We start from the raw sequence: 20,722 nt of genomic DNA on the forward strand, positions 1-20,722 counted from the left end.
AACCCGTAACTTGCAGGAAAGCATCCCACTTTTCATGCAAGGTTCAGATCATTTGGTTTTTTCTGCCATTCGTACCGGAGATATTTCTTCCTTTGAGATGCTATTCAAGACGCATTATTCCCCCTTATGCAGGTTTGCCCAGTCCTATCTTCAGGATTCTGAAGATGCCGAGGAAATCGTTCAGTCTACTTTTATCGGGTTTTGGGAGAAAAGGGAGAGTATCGCAATAGATACTTCATTGAAGGCCTATTTGTATCGAAGCGTACGGAATGCCTGCCTGAATGAATTGAAGCGTCAAAAAGTAAGAAAGCTACATGCAGATGAAATAGTGAAAGACGGGGAGCCTCAATCGGAAGCCTCCGACCAAATTGCCATGAAGCAGGAGTTGGAAGTGAAAATCCAGGAAGCCATCAGCAAACTTCCGGAGCAATGTCAGTTGATTTTTAGGATGAGTCGATTTGAGGAATTGAAATACCAGGAAATCGCGGACCAATTGGGGCTTTCCATCAAGACTGTAGAAAATCAAATGGGAAAAGCTTTGCGAATAATGAGGGAGCAGTTGAAGGAGTATTTACCATTAATTATCGTCCTGATGAGGGGATTTTTGGATCTATGAGCGAGCAAGAGTACATCGAGGACCTGGTGGTGAAATTCCTTCTGGGTGAAGCAAATCCTGAGGAAATCAAGGAGGTGGAAACTTGGTGTGCCCAAAGTTCAGCAAATCAAAAGTACCTCGAGGATACCAAGTTGATCATTGAAAAATCTCAGCTCCCTTCCTCTGCCGAATTCGATCCGGAAAAAGCCTGGTCTAAGGTTGGTCCCAAACTTCGGGATACCAGAAAAGAAGTCCGCTCCATTATCAGTTTGTGGAAAATCGCTGCCAGTTTGATCCTCGTGGCAGTTGTGGCCTACTTGTTTTATTGGTATATGGCGCCGGGAGAGGAATTTGTCTATTTGAGCGAGAATGAAGTTTTGACCCAGACTTTACCTGACCAAACAGAAATCTCCCTCAATCGGGAATCCGAAATAAAGGTAGACTATAACCCAAGAAAGAAGACTGGAACAATTCAGTTGAAGGGAGAGGCTACTATCAGTATTGGAAAAGAAAAAGACATTCAATGGATAGTGGAGGCTGAAAACTTACTGATCAAGGATATTGGGACTGTTTTTAATGTCAAAGCCTATCCCGAGGATCAAATGATTGAAGTCTCAGTTTTGGAAGGTGCCGTTCAGTTTTATGAAAAAGGAGAAGAAGGAATTCTGCTTAAGGCTGGAGAAATGGGAGTTTATGATAAGATTTCCAAGCAATACAGCAAAACTCAAGCTGATACCAATGTAGTTTCCTTCAAGACCCGATCTTTCCAGTTTACAGAAGAAAACCTACAAGAGGTGGTGGATTTGATCAGCGAGGTGTATGACCAGGAAATTATCCTTTCCGGCCCTGTAGGTTCCTGTAAAGTGACCGTTGGATTTGAAAATGAGGATATGGATACCATTTTGGAAATTTTATCCGAAACCATGGGCTTAGAAATTCGAAAAGTTGGGAATCAAATAATTCTCCAAGGAGAAGGCTGTTTTTAACCATGAGGCGAATTCTACCCTTTGTAATTTTTCTTCTGATGGTGATAGGGAATGTCTTTTCCCAAAGTGTTCCTCTTTTGGAAAAAAGGGTAAGCATCCAGGCTCAAAATGAACGAATCGATCTTTTTTTAAAAAGACTTTCCGGAGAGGTTGGCTGCGTTTTTTCCTACAGTTCATCAGCCATTGATGTCAGCAAGAATTTTTCCGGAAGCTTTACTAATCAAAGTACCCGGGAGGTTTTGGAAGGGGTTTTTCAGGGGTCAGTTTTGTACAAAGAGAGGGGAGTGTATCTTATTTTGACACCGGCTCCAGTTTCTGAAAAGGAAGTAACCATCAGCGGCTACGTGGTTAATGAGTCCACAGGGGAGCGTGTCCGAAATGCAACGATTTATAATCCGATTACCTTACGATCTTCCACTACAGATGAGTTTGGATTTTTTGAATTTCAGGTGAAAAACCCTGCTGAAGAGGATTTTCAGCTGATTGTGAAAAAAGAAAACTATGCAGATACCTTGGTTTTTGCGAAAAGTAAACGCTCCTATTTTCAAAATATCTCCTTAAAAATTGATCCTGAAAAGCTTCTGGCTTGGACAAAAGATTCCACAGGCCAAACCAAGGATTTTTGGCTTTGGAATAAGAATTCTGCTGGAGCAAAGAATATCGCTAACATGGGCGATACCATTTACCGTGATTTTCAACTTTCCCTTTTACCCTTTTTAGGAACCAATAGAAAGCTGAGTGGAAGCGTGGTCAATGATTGGTCAGTCAATGTCCTTGGGGGGTATTCAGGAGGAACCAAGAAAGCGGAAATCGGGGGCTTATTTAATATCGATCGGGGAGAGGTTGGGAAATTCCAAGCGGCAGGACTTTTTAACTACAATGGGGGATTAGTTCGAGGTTTTCAGGCAGCAGGTCTTGCAAACGTCAATCTGGATTCTTCCAAGGCCTTTCATGCTGCTGGGCTTGCAAACTTGGTTGCTGGAAATTTGGAAGGGGCTCAAGTGGCTGGGGTGGTGAATATTTCCACAGGAAGTACCACTGGAGCCCAAGTGGCTGGTGTGGCAAATTATACTCATCAGGATGTGACAGGAACACAGGTCTCAGCTGTTCTTAATGTTGGTAGGAAAGTCACCGGAAGTCAAATCGCTTTGCTTAATTATGCGGATAGCATTTCGGATGGGGTTCCTGTCGGATTGATCAGTTTTGTGAGAACTGGCTATCACGTGGTAGAACTCAGCTCCAATGAAGTTTTGCCAATGTCTTTGGCGCTTAGGACGGGTACCCGACCCTTTTATAATTTATTATTTGCAGGAATCAGGCCTGAATCTACAGGTCCTACCACTTGGTCTTTTGGTTATGGGATTGGAACATCTCCCCGTCTTGGGAAAAAACTCTATTTGAATATAGACTTCAGCTCTGAGCAACTGAATCAGGGAACAGTATCAGCACTGAATTTAATCAATCGGGCTAATCTTGCTTTGGAATATCAAGTAGCAAGAAAGGTGGCTGTTTTTGCAGGGCCGACTATAAATTATCGGGTTTACGAGGCTGATTATCTTTTCCACCCGGATTTATTTACGGGTTATTTCCCCAAATTTTTGAAAGAGAGAGTCCAAACCGATAGTCAAATCGGAGAGCAAGTCTGGTGGGGATTCAAGGCTGGAATCCGCTTTTTCTAAGGGCTAAAAAAAAATCAAAAATTTTTCTCCTTCCGAATAGGGGTAAGGCGAAGCTGAATTGTCCTACTACTGAAAACTAAACCAAGTAGTATGAAAACGATTCATAAATTTTTGATGGTGGCTGCATTTGGATTTGCACATCCTTTCCATGCAGCTGCCTTTCAATCCTCCGACAAAAGCGAGGAAAAAGTAGAAAACCAGAGATCCAGCTCCATTCAGTTCAATCCATTCAGCAAGGATTTCTCAGATACGGTAACGGTTCCTTTTCAGTTCTCTTTTGTTCCTTTTGTCGGAACGAATGGGACAAATTCCGGAAATGTGATCAATGAGGTATCCATCAATTTCTTTGGAGGCTATTCTGCGGGTACCACATCTTTTGAGATGGCCAGTTTATTCAATATCAACCGAGGAGAGATGTCAGGAGTCCAATTGGCGGGGCTTTTTAACCAAGTAGGAGGAAAAGTCGATGGGGTGCAGCTGGCAGGACTTTTCAATTCCAATCTTGATTCGGTCAGGGGAGTTCAGCTAGCCGGATTGACCAATTTTACAACCGGTTCAGTGGAGGGGGTTCAGATTTCCGGGCTGGCAAATTTTTCTCCCAAAGCTGTAAAAGGAGTTCAATTGGCAGGATTGCTTAATTTTTCTGCAGCAGATTTAGAAGGTTCCCAAATTGCCGGGCTGGTTAATTTCACCGCTCATGAGGTGAAAGGCTCTCAGGTTGGATTGCTGAATTTCGCTGGGAAAGTGGATGGCTTCCAACTCGGCTTGTTTAACTATGCGGATAGCATGAGTGGAGTGCCAGTCGGCTTGATGAGTTTTGTGCGTGGAGGATACCATACGGTTGAGTTTGGAGCCACGGATATTCTGCCCTTTAATTTGGCTTTGAGAAGTGGGAAGCGGGAATTTTACACCTTTTTTCAGGCTGGAATCCGTCCTGATTTGGACAGAGAAGTAACCTGGTCTTTTGGATATGGCGTGGGTACCTCTCCCAGACTTGGCCAAAAACTCTTTTTGAATATTGAGGTAAGTTCAGAGCAATTGAATAAGGGAAATGTCCAAGCGGTAAACCTGATCAATAGATTTTATGTAGGAGGGGAATGGCAGGCGACCAAGCGGTTTGCGATTTATGCGGGCCCGACCATCAATTTTAGAGTTTATGAAACTGACTTTGAAGGGCATCCCGACCTTTTTACCTATTCCTTTCCGACTATACGAAATGAAAAATTCTATGCTGAAAACATAGGCAGCCAAATGTGGTATGGCTTCAAGGCTGGATTCCGGTTCTTTTAAAATAAAACAATAAAAAAGGGGAGCTAACTCCTCTTTTTTAGGATACCGGCTTTCTGAATGCCTGTCGGGCCAGAAGCTTCCAGCTTCCGTCTTCTTTGATCCAGACCATGAGCAAACCTAAGTCGAGCTTATTGACATTGGTTTGGTTGGCAATTTCTCCATGGACATTGTAGCGGACCATCGCAAGATTTTCTCCATGAAAAGCCACCCAAAGGTCACTGACATCCCAAACCTGATAATCCTGACTTTTGGTCTCAAAGACTTTTAGAAATTCCTCCTGAGTTTCAATTTGTCCACTGGAATGTCCATAGCTGAGATCTTTTGAGGTTAGGGTTCTCAAAGTGACATGATCCTCCGCCAGCATGGCTACCCGGAGTTTTTCCACTGCGGTAATTACTTCCATTTGAGATTGAGAAAAAGCCAATTGACTTATCAGACAAAAACAAGTGATCAAGAAATATTTCATGGGTTTTGGGTTTGCGTTAGAAGGTTGAGAATCGATAGCTTATTTGGTTTTGGGGCTGCTAGTTCGTTTTGCCCCAGCTAGTGAAGCGCCTATAAATGCCATTGGAAAATAAGCTCCCAAAAGGTCTACCACATTAAACCAAAGTGGAGCCGGTAAGCTCATCACATTTATTGTTCCTCCGATAAAGAACATCAAGCCAATAAACATGGCCAAATACCATTTATAGCTAGCAGCAATTTTTGCAGTCAAAAAAGCCCCAACCAAGGTTCCTAAGGCATGTGCTAAAAATGGAAAAAGGAAATGCTTTGGCTCCATAAGTGGCATGGCAGCAGTGAGTCCTTCCATTGTAGTCAGATCTGCTCCTTCCGGTGGGGGAATGATAGATCCACTGATTAGAATAAGTCCCATGTTTACCGTAGCGCCTACCAAAAGGCCTACAAGTACTGCCGCGAAGTTTTTGAGGATTGGATTCATAGGGTTAGGCCTTTTTTTCTTTGACTTTATTCAAAAGATCTTCCAAATAGTCGATTTGGACTTCTTGGATCTCGAGTAATTTTTTGTTTTGGTGAACAAGCAAATGGTCCATTTTTTCGCTGAGGAGTTTGATTTCCAGTTCGGCCTTGAGGTTGATTTGGTAATCATGTTCTGCTCGCTTCCTGTCCTTGGATTCTTGTCTGTTTTGGCTCATCATAATAATCGGAGCCTGGATAGCTGCCAGACAGGACAAGATTAGATTAAGCAAAATGAAAGGATAAGGATCAAATGGTTTGCTGACCAAAATAAAAATATTGATCGCCATCCAGATAAACAGGAAGCTAAAGAAGATCGTGATAAAGGTCCAACTCCCACCAAAGGAAGCAATCTTATCCGCCAATCTATCCCCAAAAGTCAGGGCTTCTTCCTCTTCCTGGATTTTTTCCGAAAGCGTGGAATTGTTCCTGATCGCTTCCATCACATTTCTATCGATCAGGGCAAGTTCTCCTTTTTCCTGCTCAATGAGAGTAGTCAGATAGAGTCTTCTGTAATGGTTTAATTCACTCAGGGAAATATAATCGCTGGCCTGAAACCCGGGATGCTCCAGCTGTATCAGTTCAAAAATTCCTGATCGGATATCACTTCCCAAAACAGCCTCCCCGTTGGGAATGTGCGCCTTACTGAGGTAGCTAAGTTTCACAGGTGCTTATTTCCTTTTTCCTTTGAAAGTTCCTTTTGCCATCCCCGCCAAATCCACGGTGCCGCTGATTTCATCTTGAGTGGCTTTCCCATCGTAAGTGATCTTGTTTCCCTGAATTTCAAATTCCAGGTGAAGGACATCTCCTTTCAAAGTCCCTTTTACCTGGGATTCTCCAAGGCTTCCGTTGTAGGTTCCGGTGATGTTTTCTCCTGTTTGCTTCAGGACAAAACTAGGGGAGCCGCTTCCCATATCGGTTTCCACCTCTACCACCCAGGCTCCGGTAAGGTCAATGTCTTTTTGCGTAAATGATGATAAAACTAGGAGTGAGGCGAGTAAAAAACTCAAACTTAAAGCTTTCATAAGTTCTTGATTTAGTATTAAAAAGGTAAGCAAAAAAATCAAAAAAGAGGTATCTGGCCCTGAGGTTGTGCAGATTTGGCTCCTTCCAGTTTCAAAAGTTTTTTCTTCGCATCCAGTCCACCGGCATAACCGACCAGACTTCCATCCGAACCTATAATTCGATGACAGGGGATCAGGATAGAAATTGCATTGGCTCCATTGGCAGAAGCAACGGCTCGAATGGCATCAGGATTTCCAAGGTCTTGGGAAAGCTGGAGGTAACTTCTGGTTTCTCCAAAAGGAATTGCTAGCAGGCTATCCCAAACACTTTTCTGAAAATCTGTCCCCACAGTTAACAAGGGAATTGAAAAGTCTTTTCTTTTTCCGGTGAAAAATTCATCCAATTGAGAAATGGTTTGTTCTAAAACCGGGTGGGAACCTTCCTCCATTTCAGCATTTAGACCCTTTTTGAGACGCTCATCCACAGCCTGTCTCATCTTGCGAAATTTCCAGTCGCAGAGGCAAAGCCGATCTTGAAACACCCCTAAAACCAATTCCCCCAAGGGACTTTTGTAGGATTGGGTTAGGATTTTTTCCATGAGTTTTAATGGGTTGAATGGATCGAAAGGTACCTAAAAGAAAGTCGGGACCTCGTTTGACTTTAATTTTCTACGACAGCTTCTGCCTCGATTTCTACCAGATAATCATCTCCGATCAGGTCAGCTCTAACCATGGTATTTGCGGGTTGAATTCCGGCAAAACGCTGTCCATGTGCTCGGGAGATAGGTTCCCACTGATCTACATTTCGGATAAAGATGCGTGTTCTGATGACCTGATCCATTTTTCCACCCAAGGAAAGAATGGCTCCTTCAATTTTATCCAAGATAAAATGAGTTTGAGCTCCTGGATCCGATCCGCCCATTGCCCTTGAGCCATGTGTGGCGGTAGTTCCGGAGACCAGGATTCGATTCCCTTTTCGAACTGCTCTGCTAAACCCCGCGATGTCCTCCCAAATCGTACCACTCAAAGCCTTGGTTCTTCCATCTCCCCCAGCTTGGGTAGGGTAGGGAGCGGGAAAGCTTTCTACATGATGGCTTAAATCTCCTGAGGCAGTAAGGAATGGAGGTTTTCTATATTCATCTCCACAATCTCCGGGGATTTTATGCAGGGTTTCCAATTGTTCTTTGATCATTTTTTGATCTTCCTGATTCAGGGAAATTGAGAAAAGTTTTTCCTGATCGGTAATGTGCTCACTTTGCCCCAGTCTTGCCCCGATAATTACTCCTCCAACTGATGGCTGATTTAAAATGTAATGACTTGCCAAGGTGGCAATGCTTACCTGATGCTTTTGAGCTAATTGATGTAGGGTTCTTAGCAAACTTTGAAATGAAGCCCATCCGCCCGCCTGATCGATAAATCGTTTGTACTTCATCTGAGACCAAGTCAAAGATTCGTCAAGCTTCGGCTCAGCTTTATCCAGCCACTTTTCAGATAAAAATCCTCCGGCAACTGTCCCGAAAGCTAAAATTTTCACTCCATGCTTGAGGCATAATTGGGTCATTTCCCCAGCAGCTCTTTGGTCGAGAAGGGAGTAGCAAATCTGATTTGAAACCACCTCGATCCCTGAATTCAAGACAATGCTCAAGTGTGCAGTATCAAAATTGGTCAGACCCAAATGCTTGATTTTTCCTTCCTTTTTCAATTCCTGAAGCCAAAACAGACAATCCACCCAACTGGGATGAGCATATTGCCAGGCGTGAAATTGCATCAAATCGATTTGATCGGTTTTCATCCGGATAAGCGCAGTTTCCACTGCCTTTTTCACCTGATCTTGGGTGATTCGATCTGGAGAAGGCACCCATTTGGTGAAGAATTGGGCTGAGTTTTTCCCATAGGTCTGGCGATAGACTCCGGCGATTTCTTCAGACGATCCATAGTGATCGGCCATGTCAAAGGTGGTGAAGCCAGCTTCAACATAGGCGTGCATGGCCTTAGCTGCCAGATTTGGGTCCACTTTTGTCCCATCACGCTCCATATCGGCGATCTGCCAAAGTCCATTGAGCACTCTGCTGATTTTAAGTCCAGGGGCTAATTCTGTATATCGATTTGCTGTCATGTTAATTTTCCGGTAGTTCTTTGAAGCTTTTTTCCAGCTCAGGATTTTCTTGTTTTAACTTTTTCCATCGGTAAAAAAAGTAAAGGGAAGCCGTTCCCATCACGAGCAGCCAAACCCAAGTGGAATGAAAATACCACTCAGACACATCCGCTTTGAGGTCTTTACTCACGTGAATGATTAAGAAGGAAGTCAAGAAAAGAATTCCTCCGATTCCAATCAGCAGCTGAAGAGAGTCGCTTTTGAATACTGAAACTCGGGCATGAAGGGAGGGATTTCTTTTTTTGAAAAAAACCAAAGCCAAACACATGAGCAGAAAGTTGACCAGCATGGAAGTGACCATGATGTCGATTCCCAGAAAAAAGTCTCCGGCAAAATGACTTCCCAAAACTCCAATTGTTGAGACCGAACCGCTGACTACAATGGCTCTGGCTGGAGTTTGGTTTTTGGAGGAAATTTTGGCCAAGGATCTCGGGAAAATTCCATCCTCAGCCCAAGAAAATACCAGCCTGGAAACGGATAAAATCATTGCAGGTAGATCGTTCAATAAAGCAATAGCTGCTCCCAAAAGAATTACAACTCCAAGAGACGAAGGTAGCAAGTAGGCCAAAAGACCCGCGGCACTCAGGTCTTTTTCCAAAGCTTCCGAGGCTACAAATTCCCAAGGAATGGCATGGTACACTGCACTGGTAAAACTGAAATAAAATATCCCAACTCCGAAAATGGCCAATCCAATGGCTCTAGGGAGATTTTTACTAGGATTTTTTGCCTCTCCTCCTGCCTGTGCAATGGCATCAAAACCGATGAAACTTGAAAAAAGCAAGGCTGAAGCTGACAGGAAAGTACCCCAATCGAAAACAGCAGGAAGGGAAATGACCTCCCGGTTTTCCTTGGTTTTTAAGACTTCTATAAAATCATTCTGATTAAAAAAGAAACCGGAAATGATCACCAACCCTCCCAAAACAAACATCAGAATCATCAGGGGAATCAGGGTTTTTTCGTAGGATTTGATTCCTTTTAGGTTGATCCCCACAAAAGTCCAAAGCAAAAGGAGTGAGAGCGTCACTCGAATTGTTCCTATTTCCAGCCAATCACCAATCTCTGCCCAGCCTAAAGCCAAGGCCACATCCCTGAAAAAGGGAACGACCACGTAGGCGATTACGCCAATGACTATGGATAATCCGAACCATTGGGAAAAGCTGGCCACAAATCCCCAAAATGGATGCAAGGCCCGACTGGCATAGAGGTAGGAGCCACCGGCTCTTGGCATGGCCGAGGATAAAACCGTGTAGGCAAAAGCCGCAAAAACCGCAGGAATAGCTGCAAAAAGAAAAGCCGGTAAAACGTAGGGGCCAATCCCGGGAACATTTCTCTGGATCATAAATGGCACCACATAGATGGATGCCCCAATCATGGAGCAGATTCCGGTGGCGGTTAATCCAAGAAGTCCGAGTTGTCGGGAAAGGGTAGGAGAAGCTTGACTCATAGTTCGGAGGGGAAAATAAAAGATTTGTCAGGCAAAACATAACGATACCTGATTTGCCGAGAGTAAATTCTTTCGCAAGGAGGATTTGATCATTATTTTTTCCTGAACTGACCTTTGTCAGCTTTTTTTTACCCTTCTTTCCTGTACTTTGGGCACTGAAGTTTTACGTTTAAATCTTCAAAAAATGACCAATGCTATTTATTTAACTACCACCGAACCCTACTCAGGAAAATCAATTTTTGCCTTGGGTTTGATGAATTTTCTAGCTTCCAAAACCGATCGCTTAGCCTATTTCAAGCCGATAATTTCCGGAAATAAGACGGAAAAAGACCGAAGATTGGAATTGATCGGGAAGCATTTCAACCTGCCTCAAGGCTATGAGGAAATGTATGCCTTCACCAGGAAAAAGGCGATCAAAGAAATCAACAAAGGCAATGAGTCTTTTTTGATCGATACCATCATCGATAAGTTTAAAAACCTTCAGGATCAGGCTGATTTTGTGGTAGTCGAGGGCACAGACTTTACCGATGTGAATACCAATGTGGAGTTTGACGGAAATGTGGCTATCGCAAAAAATCTGGGAATACCTGCTGCCATTATCTTGAATTGTGCAGGAAGAACTCCTTCAGAAATCTTGGATTTGGCTATGGCAACCACCAATAGCTTTATGGTCAAGGGAGTTCAGGTGTTGACAGTGGTCGCGAATAAGGTCGAAAAAACAAAACTGGAAGAAGTGCTGAGAAGATTGAATCATGTCTTGCCTTCCAGTATTTTGGTTACCGCTATTCCAACCCATGAATCCTTGAGTAATCCCACCTTGGAAGAGATTCGGGAATCCTTGGGTGCAAAATTGCTTTTTGGAGAAAAGCTGCTGACGAACCGTGTGGATCACTCCATTGTTGGGGCCATGCAGTTGCATAATTTTTTGGAAAGGCTGAAAAACAATACCTTGGTTGTGACTCCCGGAGACCGTGGAGATATCATTATTGGGGCACTTCAGGCCAATGTTTCCAGGAATTTTGGAAAGGTGGCGGGTATCATTGTTTCCGGAGGGATGTATCCTGAGCCTTCCATTGTGAAGTTGATCGAGGGGCTGGAAACCATCGTTCCGATTCTTCAGGTGGAAGATGGGACCTTCATGGTAGTCACTCAGGTGAATCAAATCAGGGCAAGGATTTCAGCTTCGGACAAGGAAAAAATTGCTTTGGCTATCCGTCTTTTCGAAGAAAATGTAGACGAAAAAGCCCTTTCTGATCGGATAGTGAATTTCAATTCTGAAATCATGACTCCGAGAATGTTCCAATACCAAATAGTCAAAAGGGCTAAAGAACAAAAGAAACATATTGTATTGCCGGAGGGGACAGATGAGAGAATCCTGATCGCAGCTGATATGCTAATTCGGCAAAAGGTGGTAGATCTGACGATTTTGGGAGATCGGGAAGAAATAGAAGTAGCCGTCAAGAAACTCAACCTTTCCCTTGATTTGGATCAGGTGAATATTGAAAATCCTACCGATTCTCCAAGATTTGAAGCCTATGCACAGACGCTTTACGAACTCCGAAAAAGCAAGGGAGTCACCTTGGAAATGGCCAAAGACCTGATGCAGGATGTATCCTATTTTGGGACCATGATGGTTTACAAAGGTGAAGCAGATGGGATGGTTTCTGGAGCGGTTCACACAACCCAGCACACCATTCGACCCGCCCTTCAGTTTGTCAAGACAAAACCCGGGGTAAATACGGTTTCTTCCGTGTTTTTCATGTGCCTGCCAAATCGTGTTTCGGTATTCGGAGATTGCGCCGTGGTTCCGAATCCTACTTCAGAGCAATTGGCGGATATAGCGATTTCTTCTGCGGAATCTGCAATGATGTTTGGGATTGAACCGAAAATCGCCATGCTTTCCTACTCATCAGGTACCTCGGGAGAAGGGGAGGAAGTGGAAAAAGTTCGAAAAGCCACCCTTTTGGTAAAAGAAAGAAGACCTGATCTAAAAGTAGAGGGGCCAATTCAATACGATGCCGCGGTGGATCCAGGAGTGGGAAGGCAAAAGCTCCCCAATTCAGAAGTGGCTGGTCAGGCTAGCGTGCTTATTTTCCCGGATTTAAATACAGGAAATAATACTTACAAAGCTGTTCAGCGGGAGACAGGGGCCATTGCCATTGGTCCAATGCTTCAGGGACTCAATAAACCCGTAAATGACCTGAGCCGAGGCTGTACTGTGATTGACGTTTTCAATACGGTGGTGATTACGGCGATTCAAGCGCAAGAGTCAAGTGTGAAATGATTTTGAAGAAGAAATTCATTTACGAGTTACGATTTACGAATTACGAGGCTTTCTTTATGATTTAAGGTTAATCTTTATTCAAACCATCTCTTTGACAAGAAATCTCGATATCGACTATTTGAGAACATTCAAAACCAAAAATCCCACATCCAACACTGGTCATCGGTCATCCGACTTCGATTTCGAGACTCTCGTCTCTCAAGTGCTCAGTCTTACAAATTACTTCCGTCCTCCGTCTCCTATCTTCCGTCATCCGTCTCCCGTCTCCTATCTTCCGTCTTCCCTCTTCAAACTCAATCCCCATGAACATCTTCGTCATCAATTCAGGTAGCAGCTCGATCAAGTACCAACTGATTTCCATGCCGGAAGCTCGGGTGATCTGTTCGGGAATGGTAGATCGAATCGGTCAGGAAAGTTCAAGGCTGGACTATCATGCATTTTTGCCTTCAGGCGAGGTGAATCAAAGCAGGGAAATCCCAATTCCAGATCATGCAGCGGGTTTAAAGGCCGTTGCAGAATTATTGACAGATGCGCAAATAGGGGTGATTGCTGATCCGGATCAGGTGGAAGTGGTGGGGCATCGGGTAGTTCATGGAGGAGAAAAATTCGCCTCTACCCAATTGATTACTCCGGCTGTAAAGGCAAAAATCCGGGAGCTCTTTCCTCTTGCTCCCCTGCACAATCCGCCCAATTATTTGGGAATAGAAGTGGCTGAGGAGATTTTTTCCAAGGCCAAGCAGGTGGCGGTTTTTGATACGGCCTTTCATCAGACCATGCCTCCGGTCGCTTTTCGAATGGCGATTCCCAATGAATTGTATGAAAAAGAGGGGATCCGATCTTATGGATTTCATGGCACCAGCCACAAATATGTTTCCGAGCAGGCAGTAGCCTATTTGGGAAAAGAAAACTCAAAAATCATAACCATTCACCTAGGAAATGGCTGTAGCATGGCTGCGATTCAGGATGGGAAATGCGTGGATACCAGCATGGGTTTGGGTCCGATGAATGGGTTGATCATGGGAACCCGGGCGGGAGATATAGACCAGTCGGTTATTTTTCATTTGGTGAAGGAACTGGGATATTCCCTTGAGGAAGTCAATATTCTCTTGAATAAAAAGAGCGGGATGCTGGGGCTCACCGGCTACAGCGATATGCGGGACATCGGAAAGTTGGTTCGGGAAGGAGATCCCAATGCCAAACTTGCTTACGAACTCTATGCCTACCGAATCAAAAAATATATCGGCTCTTTTGCTGCGATTCTGAATGGCTTGGATGGGATTGTTTTCACAGCGGGAGTCGGGGAAAATGATCCCCTAACCCGAAAACTGGTCTGCGAAAACCTGGACTATCTGGGAATCCAACTGGATAAAAAGGCCAATGAAACTCGAGGTTCCGGAATCAGAGAAATCCAGTCTGCGCACTCCAAAGTCAAAATCCTGATTATCCCAACCAATGAGGAATTGGAGATTGCCAGACAGAGTTTTGGGGTGGTGGGGAAGGATTAATTTCAAAAACGCCTAGTCTGGGTCTGGGTGAAGTTTGCAACTTCACCCTTATATCCTTCCCAATTTGCAATTGGCTTAGAAACTTTTATTACCAATAATCAACTTCTATCAAACCCTTCAAGCCAGAATAATTCCTAGCACTCGAGTATAAATATTCTTCCTCCTTTTCGACAATTCCTGCCCTAACTGGATTCTCATGAATATACTTCATCCTACTTTCAATCATTTCGGGCTGATACAATTCAATCGCATGGTTGTCATGAGTCCAAAACTGCAAATCGCCTGATCGCTTATTAAACTCAGCATGGTACTCAAAAATCATTTTCATCCATTCTCGCCTGCTTTCTTGTGGATTTTCTAGAACCAATTTCAATAATTTTTTACTTGTAAACTTTTTGAAATCCCGTACCCAATCCGAAAGCTTACCGTCTTTTTGCTGAACGACCAAATGGATATGATTGCTCATGATCACATACCCATATAAGTACAAACCTTTTTCTAACCGGCAAAAAGAAAGGTTCTCCAAAATCAAATCCCGATATACTTTTCGGGTAAAAACATCTGCCCAACCCACCACCTGAAAAGTAAGGAAATAGGGCATTTCTTGATCCCGAATCTGATAGGCCTCCCCCATAAAACAATTTTATCGATAGAAGCAAATTACAAATTTGTTTGTATAGAAAGGTGTAGTTGCAAACTACACCTAGTCCTAATCAAGTTATTCTACTCCCAGAGGGGACAGCCTAAATTGAATAAGGTTTCAAAGTTCTCCCGGCCTAGAGAAACCAAATTACAAATTTGGAAAAAATAGAAAGGCGTAGTTTCAAACTACGCCTAGTCCTAATTCTATTTTGACTACACTCAGAGGGGTCAAGGCCTCAAGATTGATAGGTAGTGTATCAAGGTTTATACAAATAGTATCAAGCTTGAGGAAAAAAGACTCAACGTTTATACAAAAAGAGTCAAGCTTGAGGAAAAAAGCCTCATCGTTGATACAAAAAGACTCAAAGTTCATACTCCGGGTATCAAGCTTAATATAAAAAGACTCAAGCCTGAGGAAAAAAGACTCAACGGTTATACAAAAAGAATCAAGGTTGATAGTTCAAGTATCAAGCTTAATACTAAAAGACTCAACATATAGGAAAAAAGAATCAACCTTGAGGTAAAAAGGCTCTCTTGTAGACCTAGGAAGTGGGGTGAAGGGGAATTTGACCATTACAAATTCCTGAAAAATAAAAGGGTGTAGTTAGAAACTACACCCAGTCCTAAATCTATTTTGACTACGCTCAAAGGGGACAACTTAAATTGAATAAGGTTTCAAAGTTCTCCCGGCCTATAGAAACCAAATTACAAATTAGGAAAAAATAGAAAGGCGTAGTTTCAAACTACGCCTAGTCCTAATCAAGTTATTCTACTCCCAGAGGGGGGGCTTTCGAAGCACCATCTGTCAAGCTACCACTAATGTTTATTCGGAGCCGAAAAGTTTCTGTAACCACGTCCGCCCCGCTTTTGGCAAGGTGCTGTTAGGCACAGTAGTTTCTTCTCCATATAGTTCTGGATATTTTGTCTGTGAAATACAACAAACACTATTCTCCAATGATTTGTCAATGATTTTTTGCCAACCTAAATTGTCAAATTGTTTTTCTAATTCAATACAAACTTTCAGGTCGTCTTCTGTTACATCATAACGGTTGTCGTCACGTGTCCCTGAAATAGCTATTTGAAATGAATTGTCGTGAACCCAAATAAACGCTTTGTGTCCCAAAATTACTGAATGTCCAGGTTGTTCCAAGTCAGTGAATTGTTTTATGTCACTTTTAAATTTATTGAATTCGTCTGCTGGGTATGATTGTCCTATTACTGGTCTTGGAAAGTCGTCTGGTATTGTGTGTAAAGTCAAACCAAGTTGTTCAATCTTATTTATTAGGTCTTGTCGATCTGTAAATGAAAAGGCAACTTGAAATTCGTCACCGTCTCCTGCATGTCCGCCCCAAGCTCGTTTAAAATAAAAATACCGCAATTGTCGTAACCACTCTCTAATTGTCTGTTTAGAGTGTCGTTCAAAAAGCCAATTGTCTGATAGTTTTTCTATTTGCATTGTGTCGTCTTACTATTGTGCCTAACGGTTTGGCTATGGCAAGTGCGGGATTTTGAAACCGAATCTTTGTCCGCCAGACCGAATATTATTTAGTTGTAATATCTTCATATTTAAGCAGTCAACCCGCATTTGCTATAGCCGATGTTGGCGTGTCGTGTTTTTTTCTTTTAATAGTGTGCCCAAATCAATTTTATGTCTTGTCCAAGTATTTCCTTTAGATTTTTAGTCAAGTCAATATTCTGATCGTCATTTATGTCAGGGTCAATTAACTCAATTACATACTTTGAAAACCCCATAGGCAGGTCGTATTCTAAGTCGTTAAGGCTCGTCATTTTATGGCAGCAAGGTGTTAAAAAAGTCAAGTCTGAAAACGAAGTCTGATAGGCTTTGTCCATCACTTCTTGCCAATTTTCGATTTCTATTGTCTGTCCACAAAGGTTACAATTGACTGATTCAAAATTTTCACCTGAGTCTATGAATTCAACATTTTTCGTTAGAACTGAACTTATCTCATTTTTCGAAAATATAGTCGCCAAATATTTTATTGCTCCTTTCTGTTGTTCAGTTGACGGTTCGTAATTGGGATTTGTCGGGATAATCTTTAATTGATTTCCTGAAAATGTCGATGATTCAGGTTTATAGATTAACTCGGATTTGTCGTCCGTCTGATTTTCAATTATGTCCATAGACTTTGTGTTTTGTCCACAAGCAAAAAGTAATTGCGTAATTGTCAATATGAGTATGATTCTAGTCATTTTACATGCACGCCAACGTTTGTATATGCGAAACCCGTTTCGCAAAGCATTCCAATAGGCACGCTATACGAAACTGGTTTCGGGTATTTCTCAATTAAATCCGTATTCAGATTTTCTAGGTCTTTTGTATAAGGAATGAGACCCTTCCAAAAATGCCTATTTGGCTTTCCCCTAAAAATCTATCTTCAAGATAAATGCTGTTCCCATTTCTTCCAAACTAATCCTGTAAAAGAGGAGGAATTATTTTTATCTGATTCCAATTTTAGCTTGGCTCAATATGAATCAGTACATGTCCCAGCTGTGGGATTTCTCTGCGCAGCGTATCCTTGAGCACATGGGCTATATGGTGGCCTTCCTTGACGGAGAGTTTCCCGTCTACATTGGCGTGGAGGTCCACATGGTATTTCATCCCGGCTTTTCGGATAAAGCATTTTTCGGTTCCGCTGATTCCCGGGACAGTAAGGGCTACCGTTCTGATTTCTTCAATCAGGTCTTCATGGTTGTTTTCATCCATGACTTCTCCAAGGGCCGGACGAAAGATCCCATAGCAGTTGTAAAGGATAAATCCGCAAGCCACCAAAGCCGCGTAATCATCTGCTACCTCGTATCCCTTGCCACCAAATAAGGCGATGGAAATCCCGATCAAAGCAGCCACTGAAGTGATGGCATCGGACCGGTGATGCCAGGCTTCGGCTTTTAGGGCAGAGCTTTTCAATTTTTTGCTTCTCCGTAACACGATATGGTAGGATAATTCCTTCCAAAGAATAATGGCTCCCAAAACGATCAAAGTCCAGGATTTGGGTAGTTCGTGGGGAGTCTGGATATTTTCGATAGCTTGAGTGGCAATCGTTCCAGCTGAAAAAATCAAAAATCCAACCACCAAAAAAGTAATCAGAGGTTCGGCTTTTCCATGTCCATAGGGGTGATTGTCGTCAGCAGGTCTGGCAGAATACCTCAAGCCCACCAAGACTAAAATCGAGGAAAAAATATCCACCGTAGACTCAATGGCATCCGCAATCAATGCGTAGGAATTCCCGAAAACGCCTGCGAGGAATTTGATACCGGCTAAGAACACATTCCCAACCAGACTGAAAATCACAGTTCGGATGGCGAGATTGGGGGAGGACATTGTTAAAAATAGAAATTATTGAGTTACGATTTAAGAATTACGATTTACGAGGGGCTGAGGGACCTCAAGGGCATTATTCAAGAGGAGGACATTTAAGGGGAAATCTGGAGTTTAAAGAATTACGAGTTACCAGTTACGATTTACGAGGGGGTGAGGAACCTCATGGGCTTTTTCAGAAGGATACCTTTAGCTAACGTGGGATATTCAATGTCGAATTTTTAGATTCCGGCGATCAACGCTCAGCTTTTTTTCCAATCCAATACAGCGCGGTTCCGATTCCTAATAAAACCGCAGTGAGCCATACTGAGGTGAAACTTACCTGAAGCATCAACCACAAGCAGGCTAAAATCCCAAGAATTGGAACAATGTATCCGCCTTTCAGGATAAAACGGCCAGCTCCTTTGAATCTCGGACGAAGTTTGGGAATGGAAGCGCAGGTCATGATAAAGAGCAAAAGTCTGGAAAGCACGGTCATGGCTGCCAAGAATCGAAATGAACCCATGGCCGCTAATGAAAATGCCGCCAAACCAAAGAATAAAACGGAATTTGCCGGAGTCAAAAAGCGTGAATGGACTTCACCAAACCATTTTGGGAGAGACTTTTCCAAAGAAAGTGCGTAGGTAATTCTGGTGGCGGAAAACATGGAACTTACCAAGTTGGCCAATACAGATGTAGCCACCCCAACCATCAAAATCACAGCTCCTGTTTGTCCAAATAAGTTGGAGGAGGCATCCAAAAGAGGGGCCTTGGAATCGGCCAAGTTCGGAACCGCCGCCTGAGCGACCAGCTGTACTAAAATGTAAAGCAAGGCAACGACACCCAGGCCTAGCAATAAACCAAGAGGCATGTCTCGCTCAGGTCTTTTGGCTTCTCCGGCTGGAACTACCGCTCCTTCAAACCCCACAAAGGCATAGATCAGGAGTAGGGCAGCTTTTCCCAAATCAGAACTATCCGGTACAGGACTTTGGAAAGCCGGAATAACCTCCGAACCCAATAAGACAAATCCTCCAAAAACCAGCCCGATCAATACCCCAAATTTGATAATGGTGAAAATGGTCATCGAGCGGATGGACTCCACAGAACCCAAAATATTGATCAGGGAAAGAAATCCGCAGGTCAGGGCCAAAGAAATCAATCGCCCAGTTCCTGAATCTGCTATTGGAAGAAAATAGGCAATGCTGTCTGTGAGCAAAACCGTGTTTGCTGAAAAGGAAATTAATCTTGCGAGGTAATACAGCCAGCCTCCTTGAAAGCCAATGAAGGACCCAAAGGCTTCTTTTCCATATTTGATTGGACCTCCTGTGCCTCTGAAATAACTTCCTACTTCCGCAAAACTTAAAATAACGGGAAGCATGAGAAGTCCGCAAAAGACATAAATCAAAACGCTGTATTCCCCTGCCAAGGCATAAGCCCCGCTAGGTAAACCAAAAATTCCAGCACCGATCAGCCCATTTACCACCAGCATCCAAACTCCCCAAAGGCCGAGGTTGCGGGGTAGTTTTTCTTGGGTATCTTCTGGGTTTTTCAGTTCGGGCATAAAATCAATTTGGGCTAAAATCGGAAGAGTCTTTCAGAGTACCCACGGATTTTCTAAGAATTTTAAAAAAGAAATATCTGTGTTCATCTGCGTTATCTGTGAGCTAAAAAGATTTCTCACAGACCTGCCCGTATCAGGCGGGTGTCACGGATCACCACAGATATAAAAACTGAAAAAATCATCTGTGTACATCTGCGCAATCTGTGAGCTAAAAAGATTTCTCACAGACCTGCCCGTATCAGGCGGGTGTCACGGATTCCCACAGATAAAAAACTCTCACAGACCTGCCCGTATCAGGCGGGTGTCACGGATTCCCACAGATAATTAATAGAAAAGTATCTGTGCTTATCTGAGTTATTTGTGAGAAAACTAATCTCTCACAGACCTGCCCGTATCAGGCGGGTGTCACGGATCACCACAGATAAGAAACTCTCACAGACCTGCCCGTATCAGGCGGGTGTCACGGATTCCCACAGATAATTAATAGAAAAGTATCTGTGCTTATCTGAGTTATTTGTGAGAAAACTAATCTCTCACAGACCTGCCCGTATCAGGCGGGTGTCACGGATCACCACAGATAAAAAACTCTCACAGACCTGCCCGTATCAGGCGGGTGTCACGGATTCCCACAGATAATTAATAGAAAAGTATCTGTGTTCATCTGCGTAATCTGTGAGCTAATAAAGCGTCTCTCACAGACCTGCCCGTATCAGGCGGGTGTCACGGATTCTCTCAGATATAAAAAAATCAATTAATTATTCGAATAATAGTCTCTTTTTCAACTAATCTAATGGAATTGAAATTTATGAGTAACCCAAGTTTCTTATCGGAAAGTCTCAGGTAGGTGAGCAGTTGTTTTTTGTGGACGTCGTGAAGTAGCTCGATAGATTTTATTTCTACGATGACCGAATCCTCCACTAATAAATCAATTCGAAATCCGAGGTCTAGTTTGATTTCCTTGTAAACCACTGGTAGCGGAACTTGGGTTCTTACATTCAGACCTAGGTTTATCAGCTCATACGCCAAAGTGGCTTCATAAACACTTTCAAGTAAACCGGGTCCTAGTTCATTGTGAACAGTAAAAGCAGCCCTTCGTATTTTGAAAGTTAGATCATTTAAATCCATAAAAAAGCAATTGAAAAGTGAATCAGATCAATCTAATAAATGTCGATAGGATTTAAGAAATTTTTCTATAAAAATCATCTGTGTTCATCCGTGTAATCTGTGAGAAAACTAATCTCTCACAGACCTGCCCGTATCAGGCGGGTGGCACAGATTCCCACAGA

General features: G+C 43.1%; 19 protein-coding genes. 6 read left to right on the forward strand and 13 right to left on the reverse strand.

Annotation, left to right across the window (positions count from 1 at the left end; all coding sequences use genetic code 11):
* Window positions 1-10: 10 nt before the first annotated feature.
* From DFQ04_RS00315 to DFQ04_RS00330, 4 genes are all read left to right on the forward strand, one after another.
* Window positions 11-616, forward strand: coding sequence for an RNA polymerase sigma-70 factor (locus DFQ04_RS00315; RefSeq protein WP_317129580.1), 606 nt, complete (start codon window positions 11-13; stop codon window positions 614-616).
* Window positions 613-1,581, forward strand: coding sequence for a FecR family protein (locus DFQ04_RS00320; RefSeq protein ID WP_133551554.1), 969 nt, complete (start codon window positions 613-615; stop codon window positions 1,579-1,581). Before DFQ04_RS00315 ends, DFQ04_RS00320 begins: the two co-directional genes overlap by 4 nt.
* A gap of 2 nt (window positions 1,582-1,583) precedes the next feature.
* Window positions 1,584-3,260: a peptidase associated/transthyretin-like domain-containing protein gene (locus DFQ04_RS00325; protein ID WP_133551556.1), complete on the forward strand. Its 1,677-nt coding sequence runs from the start codon at window positions 1,584-1,586 to the stop codon at window positions 3,258-3,260.
* 90 nt (window positions 3,261-3,350) lie between these two features.
* Window positions 3,351-4,550: a hypothetical protein gene (locus tag DFQ04_RS00330; RefSeq protein ID WP_133551558.1), complete on the forward strand. Its 1,200-nt coding sequence runs from the start codon at window positions 3,351-3,353 to the stop codon at window positions 4,548-4,550.
* Window positions 4,551-4,587: 37 nt separating this feature from the next.
* Here the strand turns inward: DFQ04_RS00330 and DFQ04_RS00335 are convergent, their stop codons facing one another.
* The 7 genes from DFQ04_RS00335 to DFQ04_RS00365 form a co-directional block, all read right to left on the reverse strand.
* Complete coding sequence (locus tag DFQ04_RS00335; RefSeq protein WP_133551560.1) at window positions 4,588-5,016, reverse strand: nuclear transport factor 2 family protein; 429 nt, start codon at window positions 5,014-5,016, stop codon at window positions 4,588-4,590.
* A 39-nt stretch (window positions 5,017-5,055) separates the two neighbouring features.
* Window positions 5,056-5,490, reverse strand: coding sequence for a hypothetical protein (locus tag DFQ04_RS00340; RefSeq protein WP_133551562.1), 435 nt, complete (start codon window positions 5,488-5,490; stop codon window positions 5,056-5,058).
* 4 nt (window positions 5,491-5,494) lie between these two features.
* Complete coding sequence (locus DFQ04_RS00345; protein WP_133551564.1) at window positions 5,495-6,190, reverse strand: DUF1003 domain-containing protein; 696 nt, start codon at window positions 6,188-6,190, stop codon at window positions 5,495-5,497.
* Between the two features lie 6 nt (window positions 6,191-6,196).
* The gene (locus DFQ04_RS00350) at window positions 6,197-6,550 is read right to left on the reverse strand and encodes a hypothetical protein (protein ID WP_133551566.1); all 354 of its coding nucleotides are present in this window, start codon (window positions 6,548-6,550) and stop codon (window positions 6,197-6,199) included.
* Between the two features lie 38 nt (window positions 6,551-6,588).
* On the reverse strand, window positions 6,589-7,128 hold the full coding sequence (locus DFQ04_RS00355) for a methylated-DNA--[protein]-cysteine S-methyltransferase (protein WP_133551568.1): 540 nt from the start codon (window positions 7,126-7,128) through the stop codon (window positions 6,589-6,591).
* 62 nt (window positions 7,129-7,190) lie between these two features.
* Window positions 7,191-8,645, reverse strand: coding sequence for an aldo/keto reductase (locus DFQ04_RS00360; RefSeq protein WP_133551570.1), 1,455 nt, complete (start codon window positions 8,643-8,645; stop codon window positions 7,191-7,193).
* 1 nt (window position 8,646) lies between these two features.
* Window positions 8,647-10,128, reverse strand: a complete 1,482-nt coding sequence (locus DFQ04_RS00365) for an APC family permease (RefSeq protein ID WP_133551572.1) — start codon at window positions 10,126-10,128, stop codon at window positions 8,647-8,649.
* A gap of 184 nt (window positions 10,129-10,312) precedes the next feature.
* Between DFQ04_RS00365 and pta the strand changes: the two genes are divergently transcribed.
* Both pta and DFQ04_RS00375 read left to right on the forward strand, forming a co-directional pair.
* Window positions 10,313-12,412 carry a phosphate acetyltransferase gene (pta, locus tag DFQ04_RS00370; protein WP_133551574.1) on the forward strand — a complete coding sequence of 700 codons (2,100 nt, stop codon included), beginning with the start codon at window positions 10,313-10,315 and terminating at the stop codon, window positions 12,410-12,412.
* Between the two features lie 302 nt (window positions 12,413-12,714).
* Window positions 12,715-13,917 (forward strand): acetate/propionate family kinase, encoded by a 1,203-nt coding sequence (locus DFQ04_RS00375; RefSeq protein WP_133551576.1) that lies wholly within the window; start codon window positions 12,715-12,717, stop codon window positions 13,915-13,917.
* 88 nt (window positions 13,918-14,005) lie between these two features.
* Here the strand turns inward: DFQ04_RS00375 and DFQ04_RS00380 are convergent, their stop codons facing one another.
* The 6 genes from DFQ04_RS00380 to DFQ04_RS00405 form a co-directional block, all read right to left on the reverse strand.
* Entirely contained in the window at window positions 14,006-14,551 is a 546-nt protein-coding gene (locus DFQ04_RS00380; RefSeq protein WP_133551578.1) for an REP-associated tyrosine transposase, read from the reverse strand.
* Window positions 14,552-15,382: 831 nt separating this feature from the next.
* Window positions 15,383-16,015, reverse strand: coding sequence for a hypothetical protein (locus tag DFQ04_RS00385; RefSeq protein ID WP_133551580.1), 633 nt, complete (start codon window positions 16,013-16,015; stop codon window positions 15,383-15,385).
* Window positions 16,016-16,182: 167 nt separating this feature from the next.
* Window positions 16,183-16,701 carry a hypothetical protein gene (locus DFQ04_RS00390; protein WP_133551582.1) on the reverse strand — a complete coding sequence of 173 codons (519 nt, stop codon included), beginning with the start codon at window positions 16,699-16,701 and terminating at the stop codon, window positions 16,183-16,185.
* Window positions 16,702-17,032: 331 nt separating this feature from the next.
* On the reverse strand, window positions 17,033-17,899 hold the full coding sequence (locus DFQ04_RS00395; protein WP_133551584.1) for a cation diffusion facilitator family transporter: 867 nt from the start codon (window positions 17,897-17,899) through the stop codon (window positions 17,033-17,035).
* 232 nt (window positions 17,900-18,131) lie between these two features.
* Window positions 18,132-19,436 (reverse strand): APC family permease, encoded by a 1,305-nt coding sequence (locus DFQ04_RS00400; protein ID WP_133551586.1) that lies wholly within the window; start codon window positions 19,434-19,436, stop codon window positions 18,132-18,134.
* Between the two features lie 747 nt (window positions 19,437-20,183).
* Window positions 20,184-20,561, reverse strand: a complete 378-nt coding sequence (locus DFQ04_RS00405) for a GxxExxY protein (protein ID WP_133551588.1) — start codon at window positions 20,559-20,561, stop codon at window positions 20,184-20,186.
* Window positions 20,562-20,722: the final 161 nt, after the last annotated feature.

Origin of the sequence: Algoriphagus boseongensis, assembly GCF_004362805.1 — a bacterium.
Taxonomy (GTDB): domain Bacteria; phylum Bacteroidota; class Bacteroidia; order Cytophagales; family Cyclobacteriaceae; genus Algoriphagus; species Algoriphagus boseongensis.